Genomic DNA, 17,489 nt, shown 5'->3' with positions numbered 1-17,489 from the left:
CCTAGGGAGAGAAATATGGAACAAGAAATGGTCGTGATGGAAATCATCTGCAATGCAGGTGAAGCGAGAAGTCTGTGCTATGAGGCATTGCGTTTGTCGCGAACAAAATCCTTTGATTTGGCAGAAGATAAATTGCGTCAAGCCAAAGAGTGCTTAAATAAAGCCCACCTCATTCAAACCCAATTGATTGAAGAGGACCAAGGTGAAGGCAAAGTATCTATGACCTTAGTGATGGTGCATGCTCAAGATCACTTAATGACCACAATACTTGCGCAAGAAATGGCAACAGAGATGGTGGCCTTACACAAACAGCTAGCGAGTGAGGGAACGAAATGTCTCGAAATGCATTAAAGCTGGCGATCATCGGTGGGGGGAGCAGTTATACCCCCGAGTTGGTTGAGGGTGTTCTTAAAAGATTAGAGTTTCTACCAGTCAAACAATTGCACTTTGTCGATATTGAAGCAGGGGCAGAAAAGCTACATATCATTCGTGAACTCGCCCAAAGAATGGTCGACAAGGTTGGGGCTGACATCGAAATTAAAGCGGGATTTGATCGTCGAGAGGCGATTGCCGATGCGGATTTTATCATGACTCAGTTTCGTGTTGGAGGACTCGCAGCAAGAGCGAGTGATGAACGTATTCCATTGAAATATGATGTGATTGGGCAAGAAACCACAGGGCCTGGTGGTTTTGCTAAAGCACTTAGAACGATTCCCGTCATATTGGATATTTGCCGAGATATTGAAGAGCTCGCCCCCAACGCTTGGATGCTGAATTTTACCAATCCTGCTGGTTTGGTTTCTGAAGCCGTCAGTAAGTATTCTACAGTCAAAAGCATAGGATTATGTAATGTTCCTGTTTCTATGCAGATGATGATCGCGGAAATGATGGAGTGCGACCCGAAAGCGTTGCAGCTTGAGTTTGCAGGTTTGAACCATTTGGTTTGGGTTCATCAAGCATGGCTTGATGGAGAAAATATTACCCAAACTGTATTGGAGAAAGTCGGTGATGGTGCCAATTTCAGTATGAAAAATATCTGGGAGGAACCGTGGGATCCTGAGTTTTTAAAAGCACTCGGTGCGATACCTTGTCCATACCATCGTTACTTCTATCAAACCGATGCCATGCTTGCTGAGGAGCAGCAAAGTGCGAAAGAGAAAGGGACTCGTGCTGAGCAGGTTATGGCAACCGAGAAAGCGTTATTTGAGCTTTATCAAGACCCCAATTTAGACCATAAGCCTAAAGAGTTGGAAGCCCGTGGTGGCGCATATTATTCGGATGCATCCTTAAATCTAGTGGATGCCATTTACAATAATCGTAATGGTATTCATGTTGTCAATGTTCTGAATAATGGAGCGATCAGTTCATTGCCGCACGATGCGGTCATTGAGTGTAGTGCTGTGGTGGGAAGTTGGGGGGCAAAACCCATTGTTGTCGGAGAGCTTTCACCGAAAATCAGTGGTTTGCTACATCAAGTAAAAGCCTATGAACAGCTTGCAATCGAAGCAGCGGTGCATGGTGATTACCACCTCGCATTAATGGCTCTAACGAATAACCCTCTCGTCCCCGATATTGGTCGAGCCAAAGCGATTTTGGATGATATTCTGCGTGAAAATGCAGCTTACTTACCTCAGTTTAAACTGACGTCGTTGTAACTTTGCTTAAGGTGAATCTCGAGATGAAGGTAATTTTTAACGCCGATGACTTTGGGCTGACGCCAGGAGTGAATGAAGGCATCGTCAAAGCACATCGTGATGGGGTCGTGAAATCAACAACCTTGATGGTAGGCATGGCTGCGGAACGGCATGCTGTTGAACTGGCTAAACAGTTTCCTGAATTAAAAATTGGCCTTCATCTGAGATTTACGACAGGGCGCCCTTTAACGGGGGAAAGAAACTTAACTGATGAACATGGCGTCTGTACCGCCTACCGTGATTTTTGGCAGCGTAGAGACTATCAACCTGAAGCGATCTACCATGAAGCTATCGCTCAGGTCGAACATTTTCTGAAGCTCGGGCTTACTTTAAGTCATCTGGATAGTCATCACCACGCCCATACGCATCCACAATTTGCCCCTATCATTTATGAAGTGGCGCAAAAATACCAAGTGCCACTGCGGGCTGTGGGGCTTGCAAGTGAAGAAGAGTTTGGGTGTCGTTATCGCTTTAGCGATTTTTTCTACGATGAACGTTTGGGTATCGAGCGCTTGGTCAATCATTTACTTGAGCTAAAAAATCGTTTCGAGCTTGTGGAGATTATGTGCCACCCAGCTTATGTTGATGCTTTATTGGAACAGTGCAGTGGTTATGCAAAGCAAAGGGAAGAAGAACTACGAATTCTAACCAGTTCACAATTAATACAAATGTTGATTATGCATGATATCGAAGTCACGGATTATTCGGCTTTGGTTTCTGCTCCTAGTCACTCCTGTGTATGATGAATTTTGTCTCGCCGGGTTGCCGCTTCCATGGCGGTTTGTCGTGAAAGCTGGCAGTTCCTTGTTTTTCTGAAGTTTCTGGCTTCCTATAGGCTCTAATATGGCAAGAATTAAAGATGTGGCTGAACTCGCGGGTGTCAATCGCTCCACTGTATCTAGAATCATCAACGGTGAGGGTAAATTTAAAGAAGAGACTCGGCGTAAAGTTGAGCAAGCGATGTCTCAGCTTAATTATCGTCCGAGTGCTATCGCGCGTTCTCTAGCGACGTCCTCATCCAATATCGTAGGTCTGTTGGTCACCTTCTACACCGGTGGATTTTTTGGTGAGATGATGGAACAGGTGCAAACAGAGTTAGATATGCACCAGAAGTTTTTGATCACTGCTCAAGGCCATCACTCTGCTCAAGGTGAGAGAGACGCAATCCAACGTTTCCACGATCTGCGTTGCGATGGTTACGTTCTACACAGTCGATATTTATCTGATGATGATTTACGAGTTTTGGCTCAACAACCGACGCCTTTTGTGTTGTTAGATCGCCATGTTGAAGGTTTGGAAGATCGCTGCATTACTTTCGATCACCGCGGTGCAAGTCAATTGGCTGTAAATCATTTATTAAAGCAAGGACATAAGAAAATAGCGTGTATCACAGGACCTTTGCATCGGCACAATAGCCGCTTACGTCTACAAGGTTACCTCGATGCTTTAAGTCATGCAGGGATTGCTCCAATACAGACCCTATGTGAAGAGGGCAACTATGGCCGACATAGTGGTTATTCTGCGATGCAGCAGTTGTTAGAGCGACATCCGGATGTTACGGGTGTTTTTTCTTGCAGCGAAGAGATGACCACGGGAGCACTGCAATATTTGCATGAACAGCGTATCCCTGTGCCAGAACGAATTTCACTGGTGAGTTTTGATAGTGTTGATTTGTGCGAAAGTTTATATCCTACGGTAACGGCAGTGCACTTCCCAATCAGTGAAATGGCACGAGCCGCTGTTCAATCCTTGATTGCAATGGTGAAACAGCAGCCAGCCTCTGGCTTGCAATGTTTTAGCCCTATCTTAAAAACGCGTAACGCAGACCAAACCTTGTCGCATGTCTAACATCTAAAGTAAGGAAAGATCTAAGGCGTGTCGCTTAGCCAAAATTGGTAAGCGACACGAAGATGGGTGCTTAACACACCGTTGGTGGTAGTTTTGCGACTTGCTGTATTAAGAGTGGGTTACCCAAAACATAGCTCAGCTCTACTTTGGTCAGCAAAGCTAATAAACTCTCTTGGCTTTCGGCTTCTTGTACTTTGATGCGTGCTACCGCATCTAAAGGTTCAATCGCCGAGCCTGATTGACGAGAGGGGAGTTTATCCATCATAGCAATATGCAGCGCAATGAGATTATGGTCAGCAAGAACCATACGTGCACTCCATACTTCCTGTAGATCAACCACATACTCTTCTCGACGAGCCTGTGCTGCCAGTACGATAGCAGGTGTTTCGATTTCTTCAGGTGTAGCAAGGATATGCATTTTTTTAAACCACGAACCAATAGCATGCGACGCCGTGATCCCAGAGAGAGGAACCGAGAGCCACAATCCAATCAGAGCGGGGGACATCCACGCGAGCAGCGTCCAAGAATCAAGCATGGCTGCATAACCAAGTAAGAGGCCTGCCGTCATGTGCCAGCGATGTCGGTAGAGTAAGTCTTTGATCGGTAAACTACCATCATCTCGACGTTGTGGTGCCCAGCCACTATCTCGACCAAATAGGATAGAAACGACAGCACCACAGTGGATTAACATCATGATTGGAGCGACTAACGCTGAAAGTAAAATTTCAGTCATCGCACTGAGCATGACTTTAAAGCGCCCACCCAAAGTGCGGCACATTTCGCCATCAAACATCAGTAGCAGCAAGCCGAATATTTTCGGGCTGAACAAGATGCCCATGGTGATATAGAACAGCTGTAATGCTCGTGCTGAGTCCATTACTGGCCATGTTGGGAAGAGCGAGAATTGTTCAGTAAAATATTCTGGGCGAATAAAGTGCGCTTGCAGTGCGAGCAACAAACCAGACAAGATCAGCAATAACCAAAATGGCGAAGAGAGATAAGACATAATGCCAGTGGTTAAATGTAAGCGGCTAATCCAGTGTAGACCTTTGGAACCGATGATTCGACTGTGTTGCAGGTTACCTTGACACCAACGACGATCGCGTACCGCCAAATCGATGATTGACGGTGGGCACTCTTCAAATGAACCGCTCAGATCCGCCGCAATGGTGACACTCCAACCAGCACGACGAATCAATGCAGCCTCAACGAAATCGTGGCTGAGAATATGCCCTCCAAACGGTGGACGACCAGATAAATGGGGTAATCCGGCCGCACTCATGAAGGCTTCAGTGCGAATGATCGCATTATGTCCCCAGAAGTTGCCTTCTTTTTGCACCCACCAAGCTAAGCCTGTTCCGACGATAGGACCATAAATTCGTGCGGCAAATTGCTGCACGCGAGCCATCAGAGTTGTACCGTTGATCAACGCTGGAATGGTTTGAATTAAGCCTGCATCTGGGTCACTTTGCATACGTTGAGCTAACGAAATCATAGTGCTTGGTTGCATCACACTGTCAGCATCCAAAACCAATAGGTGATCGTAAGCTGAGCCCCAACGGCGGCAGAAGTCTGCGATGTTACCTGCTTTACGCGCAATATTCTTACGGCGGCGGCGGTAGTACACCTTGGCTTGGCCTGCGGTTTGTTGGCGCAGTAACCAGAAAGCTTGTTCTTCGGCTAAGGCCACTTCAGGATCGGTGGTATCACTGAGAATAAACCAGTCAAACGCATGACCATGCTCTGTTTTCGTAAGCGCTAAGGCCATGGTTTCAACCGCGGCAAAAACACGATCGGGTGACTCGTTGTAAGTTGGCATCAAGATCGCGGTGCGTGTGGTTAAAGGTTGTTCAATTACAGTGGCTTTTTTGCGGCTCGTTAAAACGAAAAACCCCGCGATTGAGCTAGAAAACGCCAGAGCGATCCAACAGAAGTTGATGGCAAACAGGACTAACACGGCATACTCGATAGGGGTTAAGCCACCCACTAAAAATACACCGCGCATTTCAAAGATTGCAAAAACAGAGAGCAGTAACGCAAAGCCAACAACGAACACGCGGCGCAGCGGATTGGATTTTACTCCATCCGCTTGAATAGGAGAGCGAGGAAAACCTTCACTAAGTCGTTTTAGGTTTTGCTCTGGCATTTCACCATGTTGTTCTGGCGGCATAGCAGCACCTCCCATTAACTGGGAGGCACCTTGTTCAACCATAGGGTTTGTCATAAAAAATCCGAGAGCTTACTACAGGGTCCAGCGGTATAACCAAGTTTCTACTGGACGCGAATCTTGTAAAGTCAGCTCAGCACGTAACTCAGCCAATTCTACTTCACCAGGATCAAATTCAAATGACAGGCGATAGCCATTAGTCGCTGGATTGTCGCGAATAACGACATTGTTAATCACACCGGCATTCGTGCGAACTTTAGGCTCTGGCATTTGTGCTGGCTTGTCACCTTGTACTTGGTAGTCAATCACAAACAGACGTTTTGGCGTCGGTTTCGCGATATCTGCACGCCCACTTGCCGTACGGCTAACAATGATTGCTTGTGGATTCTCTTCAGCTTTCGCACCCCAATTCAGGTGATAAGAGAATCGATATTCACTGCCAGCGGCGAGCGGTTGGGCTGGTTTCCAGAAAGCTACGATGTTGTCATGAATTTCTGATTGAGTTGGAATCTCAGTCAATACAACGGCACCCGCACCCCAGTTACCCACAGGTTCAACCCATAGGCTTGGACGTTTTTCGTAATGCGCTTCCAAATCTTGGTAGTTGGCATAATCACGCTCACGTTGCATTAAACCAAAGCCTTGAGGAGAGTTATCCATAAAAGCACTGACTTGAAGAGTGCGAGGATTTGCCAGTGGACGCCATAAACGCTCTCCGCGACCGTTAATCATCAGTAAACCATCAGAGTCATGAACGGAAGGGCGGAAATCATCGGTTTGTTGACGACCATTCGGAGAATGCATGTACATACTGGTTGCAGGTGCGAGACCTACTTTTGTAATTTCAACACGAGGGAACAAGACCGATTCGACATCCATTCGAGTGTTTTGTCCTGGACGAATCGAGAAGCGGTAAGCACCAGAAACACTTGGGCTATCAAGCAGTGCATGAACCACAATCAGGTTCGTGTCGTAATTGGGTTTCTCTACCCAAAATGCACGGAAGATTGGGAACTCTTCTCCTGCCGGATCGGCTGTCTTAATCGCTAAACCACGAGCAGAAAGACCGTAGGCATTACCTTTTCCTAGTGCACGGAAATAACTCGCACCTTGGAAGACAAACAATTCATCGAAATAAGAAGCGCTATTTAGAGGGTAGTGCACACGCAAACCGCTATAACCGATATCTTCGGTAGGTAGGTTCTGTTGTAACACTTCGCCAGCACTAAACATACTTGGGTCATAACTCAAGTGGGTCGCTTGGTTTCCTTCAACTAGGGCAATTTCAATCAGATCTTGGAAGAAGAAACCACGATGGAATAACTGCATTTGGTAAGGCAAACCGTCGGCTTTCCACACGGCGCTCTCGGGTTTAAAACGAATATCGCGGTACTCATCATAACTGATGTTAGCCAAGCTTTCTGGCAGCGGATCTTTTAAGGCAATATAAGGCTTTTTCGCTAACTGGCGAGCAAGACGAACGACCGTGTCGTTATCAAACGCCCCAGTTTTTGCAAAGCGAACCACGCTTCTGGTGTCGCCAGTTTTGACGGGCTTAGCGGGTTCAGTATTCACTGATGGAGAAGTTTCTGTGTTTTTAATATCTGTAGCAAAGCCATTATCAGACATCAGTAGAGAAGCCCCAAACAACAGGGAAAAAAGTACAATCAGTTTTTGCGCGTGGCGTTGCACGGCACTGGACACACGAATCATATAAAAATGAACCGATAACAAAGTGGAATACGAAGATTGCTCAAGAGTTTACTGTAATTTTGCTTACCGGACGGTATCGCAGGACATCACAATTCTCATTCAGCGCGAAAGATATCAGAACTGTAAAAAAATGCACAACATATGTTGTTGATAATTGTCTTTATCAGATATTTTCTATTCATAAGCTTATATCCTTTAGTTATATGTGTTTTTGGAATGAAAATCACACTATGGTGGCGATAAAAATTTGGCAGCAGTCAATAGTTTGTTACTAAAAGCCTTATAACATAAATGGTTAAATTTGGTCTGTGATAAGTTGTGAGAAAAAATGACAAAACGAGTGCGAGTTAATCAAATAGTGTTTATTATCGCCGTTCCTTGGTTCCAACCTATTGTTTGACATAATGAAACTCACACTAAAACACAAACTAATTGGTGCAAGTTTATCTGCAGTGGTGGTGATGGCGACGGCATTGACTTGGCTTTCCGCCGGTCAACTGCAACAGCAGACCAGCAATGCGGTATACACTCGCGCTGACGCCATTTCTTCCACCGCTGCAAAAGGTATTTCTGACTGGATTTCAATTCGTAAATCGATCAGTTCGGCATTTAATTCTCATATCGATGCGCAAGACGTTGTACCTTATTTACAACAGGCCCGTAATGCGGGGGGCTTCGATGATATTTTCTATGGCACCACACAAGGGGCAATGTACCGTTCACACCCTGAACGTAACCGTGCGGATTACGATCCACGTACTCGCCCTTGGTATAAAGATGCCGCAAGTGCGGGAAAACAGATTATTACGACGGCCTACAGTGACGCCATTACGGGGGCCCTTTTAGTCACTATCGCAGAGCCGATTCGCGTAAATGGCAACATGAACGGTGTGGTTGGTGCAGATGTGTTGATTGATCAACTAATTGCAGATGTGATCAGCATGGACGCAGGAAAAGAAGCTCAAACAATGTTGATCGATGGTCAAGACGGTTCTTTCCTTGCGCATCCTGATAAATCCCTTTTGCTAAAACCTGTGACAACACTCTCCTCAGCATTGGATATGCGAACCATTGAGCGTGCCGCTCAGCAAGGTGAACTAGTGTCGCTTAGCTTAAATGGAGTAGAGAAATTCTTCTTCTTTGCTGCTGTGCCAGAAACTCCTTGGTACTTCGCGATTCAAATGGACACCCGGACCGAGTTCGCGGCACATTCTGAATTACTGACTGGCCTTATTACTACAGCGCTGCTGATCACTGTGATTGTGGTTGCCATTGTTTCTTGGTTGGTGAGTTTCCTGTTCCGTGATTTAGGTCGTGTATCTAAAGCTCTACAAGAAATTGCGTCGGGAGATGCGGATCTCACCCAGCGTTTAGAGCCACGTAGTGATGATGAGGTTGGGCAACTGGCGAGCAACTTTAATACCTTTGTAGGCAATATGCATACGATGATACTTAAGCTGAGCCAAGTCTCTGCGGCCTTGGCGCAACAAGCGAAAGTCACGGCGGCACAAGCAGAAGAACGCAGTAGCCGTATTCGTTTACAGCAAGATGAAATCAATATGGTTGCTACTGCGATCAATGAGATGGCGGCGGCCACTCAGGAGATTGCTGGGAATGCTGACCATACGGCACAAAATTCCGGTGAAGCGGTTACGGCATGTGTGCACGGCAGTGGTCAAGTGAGTCAAACTCAGCGTTCGATTCAGTCATTGGCCGAAGAAGTTCAAGTCGCGACTGAGGTTATCCAAGAATTGGAAGCCCATGGTCACCAGATCAGCACGATTCTGTCGACCATTCAAAACATTGCTGAGCAAACTAACTTGTTGGCTCTCAATGCGGCGATTGAAGCGGCACGAGCCGGTGAACAAGGTCGTGGGTTTGCTGTCGTTGCGGATGAGGTTCGTGTACTAAGCCAACGCACCCACGCATCAACTAAAGAAATTCAACAAATGATCGAAACGCTACAAGCGACCACTGGTAAAGCGGTGGGCATTATGGATGATAGCCGTCGTTTGGCAGACACCAGCGTTGCAGATGCGAATGAAGCATCGGTCAGCTTGGAGCAAATCCACAAAACAGTAGAGCGCATCAGCGATATGGCAACACAAATTGCGTCTGCGGCAGAAGAACAGGCGTCGGTAACGTCGGAGATTACTCGCAATACGGTGGGTATTCGTGATGTGTCGAACGATCTTGCGCAAGAAGCACATTCTGCCGCTGAGCAAGCGACACAGTTGTCTGAATTGTCACATGAGCTTGAGCAAGAGATCCGTCGCTTCAAACTGTAAGTTGAAGATAGACTAGAGTCAAAAGGAGTGCTTCTGCGCTCCTTTTCTTTTTATTACACATCCGATTTATAGCCAGAGTGATTGTATCTGTGTGTCATGTTGCATGTGGTGCGTATATTGCGCTTGAAATAGTTCTGCGGTCGCGATGGCATCGGTTAGCGCATGATGCGGTGAATAGGACGGAAGACCATAGCGCATGCGAGATTGTCCTAATCGTACGGAGGGTAAGGGCCGCCCTGTAACACGTTGCCAAAATGAGCGTTGTTGTTGCAGTATATGGCGTTCCACTTCCAGAGTATCGATCAGCGGTAACTCAAGCACTTCTCCCCAGAGTTGTAATGTGGCTTGCTGCAGAAACTCTCGTTCGATATGACGAAAATGTACCACGGCAATTTTTCCGTGTAGTGCTCTGATTAATTCCCGTAGTACCTCGGCAGGGGCTTGTGCTCGGCTGAGTTCCGAGTGAGTAATACCATGGATTACCACCGATTCTTCAGCAAGAGGTTGGGTTGGCTTGACCAACCAATAACGAGCTTCTTTAAGTGCAATGCGAGAGGTTGTGAATGGTACTAAACCAATACTCAAGATAGCGTCTTGCTGAGGGTTTAAGCCTGTGGTCTCGAAGTCGAGTGCGACGAGAGGGCAATCGGCAATTGGAGTCGAGCCCTCGACGACGGGTTGAGCATAATAGTGTTGCAGATCTGGCTGTGTGGTCTGTTTAGCTAAATGAGCCAAACGTGCTGGCCAATAAATCGCGGATTGAAACATCGTACTTACTTAAAGTGTTGGTTAGCCTGATAACGGTACTTGAGGTAATTTTGCCCGTTACTGAGGATTTGAAACGCATCTTTTAAGTTCCGCCGTTCAAAGTCGGAGAGATTTTCTGGCTCGATGCTGTTATCGGCTTCTCTCTCTTGCTCTACATCTACCGCTTGATGACGTATGCGCACCATCGCAATAAATTCCAATGCATCACGCAGATCTTTACCTTTGCCTTGGGGCAGCAATCCTGCATCAATCACATCATCCAGCCGTTCAAAAGAGTTTTTTGCTCGTGATCCTGCGGCGAGTGCATGTACACGGATTAAATCTGCCAACGGTGCTGTCCCTCGACGTTTCAAATTGATCGAGTTATTGTGGCGACCATCTTTTTCCATCACAAAGTTTTTGAAAAATCCTAAGGGTGGAGTGCGGTTAAGGGCATTGCGCGCTAAACAGGCCAAAAAGCGCTGATTACGCCTTGCGCGCCGTACAATGAAGCTGGATAACTGTTCTGCCCACTTGGTGCGACCATATACGCCATCCAGATCGAAAAAAATAGAGGCATTAAGCAGGGCTTGGGGATTCGGGTTATCAATCCAATCTGCAAAACAGTTCTCCCACTCTTTGCGTGTCATACGCCATTTGGGATTACTGGCCATGATGTCGCCATCGCAAAGCGGATAGCCGCACCGATCTAATCCATGACACACCCATTCAGCCAATTGGGCGAAATAAGCACCATGTTGTTGAGCGTTGTAGCGATCGTCCAGAATCAATGCATTATCTTGATCGGTCACAATAAGCTGTTCATCCCGACCCATGGAACCAAATGCTACAAAACAGTATTGCAGCGGCGCTTCGCCTAGCTCCGCTTCACCAAGTTCAATAATGCGTTGTGTGAAAGCGCGGCCAATCGTCGACATCGCGGTGCCAATCATGTGGGAATTTGCATCCTCATTGACGAGGCGTACAAAACTCGCTTTCACCTCACTCGCGAGCTGGGCTAATTCATCAATACTGGTTTGCTGATAGATACGGCTCACCAAGAGCAAAGAGTTTTGCGATTCATGGCGTACGATATCGGTCATATCGATGATGCCTATCGGCTGTTTCTCTCTCAGCACCGGAAGATGATGCACATTATTGCGCAGCATGGTGAGCATGGCTTCATAAACGTAGGCATTGTGATCAAGTGAGATGACCTCATAGGTCATGACTTGACTGACTGCTTGAGTGATATCGATACCTTGCGCTAAAACACGGCGACAGAGATCTCGCTCAGTAATAATGCCGACGACTGGTGTGGAGTCATCTTCTTCATCATGCAGGATCTGATTATCTAAGATCAGTAACGCCGAAACATTTTCATTTGCCATGCGTAACGCAGCTTGCTGGATCGAAGCATTTTTATCTATGGTTGGGGCTGGGTGAGTTAATAACCGCTTGACTTTGCTGGTGATGAGATCGTTTTGCTCTTTTTGTTTCTTAACCGTTTGGCGTAAACGCACCGATTGTTCGACCTCAACGAAATCGGCGAAGCTGTCGAACTCTTCATGCAACTGGTGAAAGAGGGCCTCTGGAATGCAATACAGCAAGGTATCTTCAATCGCCGAGACCGCGAAGGAAACTTGGTTGCGAGTCAATAGCCCCATTTGTCCAAATAAACTGCCTTCTGTCAGTCGGTTATAAAGCTCGCCATGACGGCGATAGACTTCGACTGCACCACTACGAATCAAATACAAATCACTAATGGCTTGTTTGTGTCCGATAATTGGCGTGTCTTTACGAAAATAGGCAATTTCAATCTGTTGAGCGATGTTGGGTAACAGGTTAGAAGGTAGGGCATCAAAAGGGGGATGCTGTTGCAGAAACTGTTGAATCTCGATTAACTCGGCGTCCATGAGGGCTCCTCTCGTTACAAACATCCGTTGAGCGATGTTTTTGGCGGTTTGGGTTGACCATGCTACCTCACTTTACTGCGTGAGGTCTAATCGGAGGGATGGATTGTTTGGGAGTTTATAAAGATAGGTACAACAAAAGGTAACACCCAAAACAAAAAAACCGGCTATTTCAGCCGGTTTTTAGAATGAGCACGGGTGGCGAAATTACATCACCGCAGCAATGCCTTTGCACAGTGGCAGCATGTTTGATTTTGTCATGCCGGCAACGCTGATGCGGCCCGAGCCTACAATGTAGATACCCAACTCTGATTTCAAACGAGCGACTTGTTCTTTATTTAGACCAGAGAAAGAGAACATGCCATTTTGGCGCTCGATAAAGCTAAAGTCTGCGTCTACACCCACTTCTTTCAATGTGTTGACGAACAGTACGCGCATCTCTTGAATACGTTCACGCATTTCAGCCACTTCAGCTTCCCATTCAGCACGTAGCGCAGGGTTATTGAGAATATAAGTGACCACTGCGGCGCCGTGAGCGGGTGGGTTTGAGTAGATAGAGCGGATAATCGCTTTAACTTGTGAGAACGCCGTTTCTGCAACCTCTGTTGAAGGTGCAACCAGAGTGAAAGCACCTACACGCTCGTTGTACAGACCAAAGTTCTTTGAAAATGAGCTGGCAACCAAAATTTCAGAATTGTATTTAGCAAAAGTACGTAGACCTGCCGCATCGTCTTCCACACCCGTTGCAAAGCCTTGGTAGGCAAAGTCAAACAGAGGCAGAAGACCTTTATCGGCAACTAACTTTGCCAACACTTCCCATTCTTGCTCCGTTGGGTCGATGCCTGTTGGGTTGTGACAACATCCGTGCAGAAGTACCACATCACCTTTCGCTGCTTGCTCTAAATCCGCCAACATAGCAGCAAAGTTTTTGTCTTTGGCTTCGGCATCGTAGTAAGCGTATTGCGTTGTTTCTAAACCTGCCGCGTTGAACACACCGTGGTGGTTCGCCCATGTTGGGTTGCTGATCCAAACCTTCACATCACCTAATTGACGTTTAATAAATTCACCAGCGACACGCAGAGCACCTGTACCACCAGGAGCTTGTGCCGTTTTCGCTAGTTTTTGAGTCACTATGTCAGAATTCGCGCCGAACAACAGTTTTTGTACTGCTAAACCGTACTCTGCAGTTCCTTCAATCGTGAGATAAGATTTGGTTTTCTCTGATTCAAGTAAGGCTGCCTCTGCTTTCTTTACGGTAGCAAGAACAGGGGTTTCTCCCGCTTCATTCTTATAAATACCAACACCGAGGTTAATTTTGTCGGTACGGGGATCTTTTTTGAACTCTTCAGTTAAACCAAGTATTGGGTCTGCGGGGGCGGCAACGACTTTTTCGAACATAAAGCACATCCATGTCAAGTTAGGGGTGGGAAGGAATGATTGAACTCATTAAATTTATCGTATTTATACCTTCCTCGAATTCTTGTGACAACAGTACCTGAAAGAAAATATCGAAAAATTTTTACTTGGCTGAGGAATTGGGAATAGCAGGTCATTTTGTGATGTAAATGGCCCAAGCTTTTCAGCTTAGGGCGGTGCCGGTGGTTTGCCTTTAGACTGACCAGATGACAGGGAAGGGGAAAATTCAGCGTGTGTTGGGATTATTACGTATGAAATTTTCAGCCGAGTGGGTTTGCTACTCGTAGCACGCAATATCACTCAGACCTTAGCCTTTAAAATGGGCAACGATAGCGGTAGATATTTCTTCAATAGCCAGACAGGCCTCAATAACTGCAGGAGAATAATGACTGTCCGATCTTGCGAGAGTGAGAGTTCTGGATTTTTTATGCTGAACGAATGGATTGTGTTATTTCACTCTCAACCTTTATGCAACGAAGTTTGCCAATTAGAGGTGAGTGTTTATGGTCAGAGTGTTGCACAGAAATAAGGAAGCCCATGAGTCGCGACTTAAAGGATTTTTCAGTTCAGTTACCCATAAACCGAGATTTGATAACCTATCAAACGCAGGTCAAAGAGAAACTGTATGATTTTAACCATACGCGCCCAGCCCAGCATGCTGAACGGCAAGCGATATTAAATTCGCTCTTGGGTGCGGCAAACGATGTGACGATTGTGCCTCCGTTTTTCTGCGATTTAGGCCATAACATTCATTTCAAGTGTGGTGGCTTCTTAAACACTAACGTCACTATTCTCGATATTGCTCCTGTGACGATTGGAGAATATGTACAGATGGGGCCAAATGTGGTGATCAGTACCGTCGGGCATCCACTGGATCTCGCGCAGCGTGTGTTACCGATTGCGGCTGGCAACCCGATTGTGATTGAAGATAACGTGTGGCTTGGCGCGGGCGCGATCGTGCTTGATGGCGTTACCATTGGTGCGCGTAGTGTGATTGGAGCTGGAAGTGTAGTAACCAAAGACATACCGCCGGATTGTGTTGCCGTGGGGAACCCGTGCCGAGTGATTCGCCAAATTGAGCACAGTGAAATGCCGTCTGAAGCGGAATTAGATGAAATGTGGCGTGATCTCGACTTTATTGAAAGTGATAAATAATCGCTGTCCACCGCATTAAATGCTGTTAAGATGCAGCTCATAGTCGGGGAGCCTGAGAGCGCATGAAAGAGTGCGAATCGAAGGCTGAGATCGCGTAGCGAGACCCGTTGAACCTGATTCAGTTAGGACTGACGTAGGGAACTATCCTCAACAGCTCGTATTGTTTCGCCATTCATCTGCGGTTTGGGATCAGTTCCTGTTTTTCACAGGAGCCTTTATGCCACTAATCTCTTCAAATCCTACCCCTATAGTGCTCACCATTGCTGGATCAGACAGTGGTGGCGGTGCGGGGATTCAAGCCGATATCAAAGCCATATCTGCAACCGGCAGTTATGCTTGTTCTGCCATTACTGCGATTACGGCGCAAAATACGCTGGGTGTTTCTGCCGTTTATCCTCTGCCTTTAGACATTCTTGAACAGCAATTAGATGCTATTTTCTGTGATATTCCGGTATTGGCGGTAAAAATTGGTATGTTGGCAGATGCCCCAATCATCGCTCTGGTTGCCAAGAAATTGCGTCAATATCAACCTAAATGGATTGTGCTCGATCCGGTGATGATCTCGACTAGCGGACATCATCTACTCGCAGAAGATGCCGTTGTCACCCTAAAAAATGCGCTGTTACCGCTTGCTAGCATAATCACGCCTAATTTACCGGAAGCAGCGGTTTTAGTTGGAATGACAGAGCAGGAATGGCAACACAATCCACAGCAGGGCATTGCTGCACTACGTCAGTTAGATACCCAAGCTGTTTTGCTCAAAGGAGGGCATAATCATCAGCAAATGGACAGTGATGATCTGCTTATCGAGGTTGATAATATCCACCATTTCCGCGCGCCACGAATTGCTACCAAGAACACACATGGCACGGGCTGTACACTCTCATCGGCAATTGCTTCCTATCTCGCTCAAGGTCATGTGTTGAAAGACGCTGTCGAGAAAGCTAAGCACTATATTCATCAGGCGATCTGGCATGCTGATCAACTGAAAATTGGTCAAGGTTATGGGCCAGTACACCATTTTTATCTACTGCAAATGGCTAAAAGCCAGCAGAAAAGCCAATAAGAGTGAGCTTGAGGTATAAAAAAAACCGTCTCGCTTGAGACGGTTTTTACATTCAACAGAGCGGAATTAGAAACTCGCGCTGCGTGGGGTGCGTGGGAACGGGATCACGTCACGTACGTTACCCATACCAGTTACGTAAGACACGAGACGCTCGAAGCCTAGACCGAAGCCTGCATGTGGAACTGTGCCGTAACGGCGCAGATCGCGATACCAATCCATGTGCTCAGGATCGATACCGAATTCACGCATACGTGCATCCAGAACGTCCAAACGCTCTTCACGTTGTGAACCACCGATGATTTCACCAATGCCCGGAGCTAATACGTCCATCGCCGCAACGGTTTTGCCATCTTCGTTCATACGCATGTAGAAGGCTTTGATGTCTTTTGGATAGTTCTTCACGATCACTGGCGCTTTGAAATGTTCCTCTGCGAGGAAGCGCTCGTGCTCAGAAGCCAAGTCGATACCCCACTCAACTGGGAACTCAAACGTTTTGCCACAGTTTTTCAGAATTTCGATCGCATCGGTGTAATCCACTTGTGCGAAGTCTGAATCTACAAACTTTTCAAGGCGGGCGATCACTTCGTTGTTGATACGATCGTTAAAGAACTCAAGATCGTCACGACGCTCTGCCAGTACGGCTTTGAACACATATTTCAGCATATCTTCAGCCAGTTTTGCTACGGTGTTTAGATCCGCGAACGCGACTTCAGGTTCAACCATCCAGAACTCCGCCAAATGACGGCTAGTGTTTGAGTTCTCAGCACGGAACGTTGGGCCGAAAGTGTACACTTTGCTGATTGCACAAGCATACGCTTCCGCGTTGAGCTGGCCTGATACGGTCAGGAAGGTTTCTTTACCAAAGAAGTCTTGGTTGTAATCCACTTTACCTGCCTCAGTGCGTGGCAGGTTTTCCATATCTAGCGTTGATACGCGGAACATTTCACCCGCACCTTCTGCATCAGAAGCAGTGATCAGTGGCGCAGAAACCCAGAAGTAACCTTGCTCGTGGTAGAAGCGGTGAATGGCTTGTGCCAAGCAGTTACGAACGCGTGCTACGGCACCGATCACGTTAGTACGTGGACGCAAGTGAGCCACTTCACGCAGATATTCAATAGAGTGACGTGTTTTCGCCATTGGGTAAGTGTCGGCATCTTCAACCCAACCAACTACTTTTACCGCAGTCGCAGCCAGTTCAAACGCTTGGCCAGAAGCTGGAGATTCAACAATGGTACCCGTTACTTCAACAGAGCAACCTGTCGTTAGCTTCAGGATTTCATTGTCGTAATTATTCAGATTATTAGGAACCACGGCCTGAATCGGGTTGAAACAAGAGCCGTCATAGATGGCAAGAAACGAAATTCCAGCTTTGGAATCACGACGTGTGCGAACCCAGCCGCGAACAGTGACTTCACTGTCTACTGCGAGCTTGCCGCTTAGTACGTCATTTACAGGCGCGTAAGTCATGTTTATTACAGTCTC

Annotated in this window: 13 protein-coding genes and 1 riboswitch; of the genes, 7 read left to right on the top strand and 6 right to left on the bottom strand. The window is 46.8% G+C overall.

Annotated features, from left to right (window positions below):
• Nucleotides 1-15 precede the first annotated feature (15 nt).
• The 4 genes from EPB59_RS06565 (at nucleotide 16) to EPB59_RS06550 (ending at nucleotide 3,542) form a co-directional block, all read left to right on the top strand.
• The gene (locus tag EPB59_RS06565) at nucleotides 16-351 is read left to right on the top strand and encodes a PTS lactose/cellobiose transporter subunit IIA (protein ID WP_055028554.1); all 336 of its coding nucleotides are present in this window, start codon (nucleotides 16-18) and stop codon (nucleotides 349-351) included.
• Nucleotides 333-1,655: a 6-phospho-beta-glucosidase gene (locus EPB59_RS06560; protein WP_055050662.1), complete on the top strand. Its 1,323-nt coding sequence runs from the start codon at nucleotides 333-335 to the stop codon at nucleotides 1,653-1,655. The genes EPB59_RS06565 and EPB59_RS06560 overlap by 19 nt, the downstream gene beginning before the upstream one ends.
• Before the next feature lie 23 nt (nucleotides 1,656-1,678).
• Complete coding sequence (gene chbG / locus EPB59_RS06555; protein WP_055050663.1) at nucleotides 1,679-2,437, top strand: chitin disaccharide deacetylase; 759 nt, start codon at nucleotides 1,679-1,681, stop codon at nucleotides 2,435-2,437.
• 100 nt (nucleotides 2,438-2,537) lie between these two features.
• Nucleotides 2,538-3,542, top strand: a complete 1,005-nt coding sequence (locus EPB59_RS06550) for a LacI family DNA-binding transcriptional regulator (RefSeq protein ID WP_055050664.1) — start codon at nucleotides 2,538-2,540, stop codon at nucleotides 3,540-3,542.
• A 70-nt stretch (nucleotides 3,543-3,612) separates the two neighbouring features.
• Here the strand turns inward: EPB59_RS06550 and mdoH are convergent, their stop codons facing one another.
• Both mdoH and EPB59_RS06540 read right to left on the bottom strand, forming a co-directional pair.
• On the bottom strand, nucleotides 3,613-5,766 hold the full coding sequence (gene mdoH, locus EPB59_RS06545) for a glucans biosynthesis glucosyltransferase MdoH (protein WP_055050665.1): 2,154 nt from the start codon (nucleotides 5,764-5,766) through the stop codon (nucleotides 3,613-3,615).
• Nucleotides 5,767-5,784: 18 nt separating this feature from the next.
• A complete protein-coding gene (locus tag EPB59_RS06540; RefSeq protein WP_055050666.1) occupies nucleotides 5,785-7,422 on the bottom strand; it encodes a glucan biosynthesis protein G in 1,638 nt (545 codons plus the stop codon).
• Nucleotides 7,423-7,826: 404 nt separating this feature from the next.
• Here EPB59_RS06540 and EPB59_RS06535 point away from each other — a divergent pair, with 404 nt between their 5' ends.
• Complete coding sequence (locus tag EPB59_RS06535) at nucleotides 7,827-9,710, top strand: methyl-accepting chemotaxis protein (RefSeq protein ID WP_195706931.1); 1,884 nt, start codon at nucleotides 7,827-7,829, stop codon at nucleotides 9,708-9,710.
• 66 nt (nucleotides 9,711-9,776) lie between these two features.
• On the opposite strand, the gene EPB59_RS06530 is transcribed toward EPB59_RS06535, so the two are convergent.
• The 3 genes from EPB59_RS06530 to EPB59_RS06520 all read right to left on the bottom strand — a co-directional run bounded on the left by EPB59_RS06530 (nucleotide 9,777) and on the right by EPB59_RS06520 (nucleotide 13,768).
• Nucleotides 9,777-10,478, bottom strand: coding sequence for a 3'-5' exonuclease (locus tag EPB59_RS06530; protein ID WP_154171933.1), 702 nt, complete (start codon nucleotides 10,476-10,478; stop codon nucleotides 9,777-9,779).
• Between the two features lie 5 nt (nucleotides 10,479-10,483).
• Nucleotides 10,484-12,373, bottom strand: coding sequence for a CBS domain-containing protein (locus tag EPB59_RS06525; protein WP_195707080.1), 1,890 nt, complete (start codon nucleotides 12,371-12,373; stop codon nucleotides 10,484-10,486).
• Between the two features lie 204 nt (nucleotides 12,374-12,577).
• On the bottom strand, nucleotides 12,578-13,768 hold the full coding sequence (locus EPB59_RS06520; RefSeq protein WP_081017635.1) for an amino acid aminotransferase: 1,191 nt from the start codon (nucleotides 13,766-13,768) through the stop codon (nucleotides 12,578-12,580).
• A 555-nt stretch (nucleotides 13,769-14,323) separates the two neighbouring features.
• Here EPB59_RS06520 and EPB59_RS06515 point away from each other — a divergent pair.
• On the top strand, nucleotides 14,324-14,941 hold the full coding sequence (locus EPB59_RS06515; protein ID WP_154171929.1) for a sugar O-acetyltransferase: 618 nt from the start codon (nucleotides 14,324-14,326) through the stop codon (nucleotides 14,939-14,941).
• A 34-nt stretch (nucleotides 14,942-14,975) separates the two neighbouring features.
• A riboswitch (TPP riboswitch) is annotated at nucleotides 14,976-15,098 on the top strand.
• Between the two features lie 60 nt (nucleotides 15,099-15,158).
• Nucleotides 15,159-16,007, top strand: coding sequence for a bifunctional hydroxymethylpyrimidine kinase/phosphomethylpyrimidine kinase (thiD, locus tag EPB59_RS06510; RefSeq protein WP_154171927.1), 849 nt, complete (start codon nucleotides 15,159-15,161; stop codon nucleotides 16,005-16,007).
• 66 nt (nucleotides 16,008-16,073) lie between these two features.
• On the opposite strand, the gene asnS is transcribed toward thiD, so the two are convergent.
• The gene (gene asnS, locus EPB59_RS06505; RefSeq protein ID WP_154171925.1) at nucleotides 16,074-17,474 is read right to left on the bottom strand and encodes an asparagine--tRNA ligase; all 1,401 of its coding nucleotides are present in this window, start codon (nucleotides 17,472-17,474) and stop codon (nucleotides 16,074-16,076) included.
• Nucleotides 17,475-17,489 lie beyond the last annotated feature (15 nt).

Source organism: Vibrio metoecus (assembly GCF_009665255.1).
In the GTDB taxonomy this organism is placed as follows: Bacteria; Pseudomonadota; Gammaproteobacteria; order Enterobacterales; family Vibrionaceae; genus Vibrio; species Vibrio metoecus_B.
Note: the sequence above shows the minus strand (reverse complement) of the source record. Positions and strands in the feature narration are given on the sequence as shown.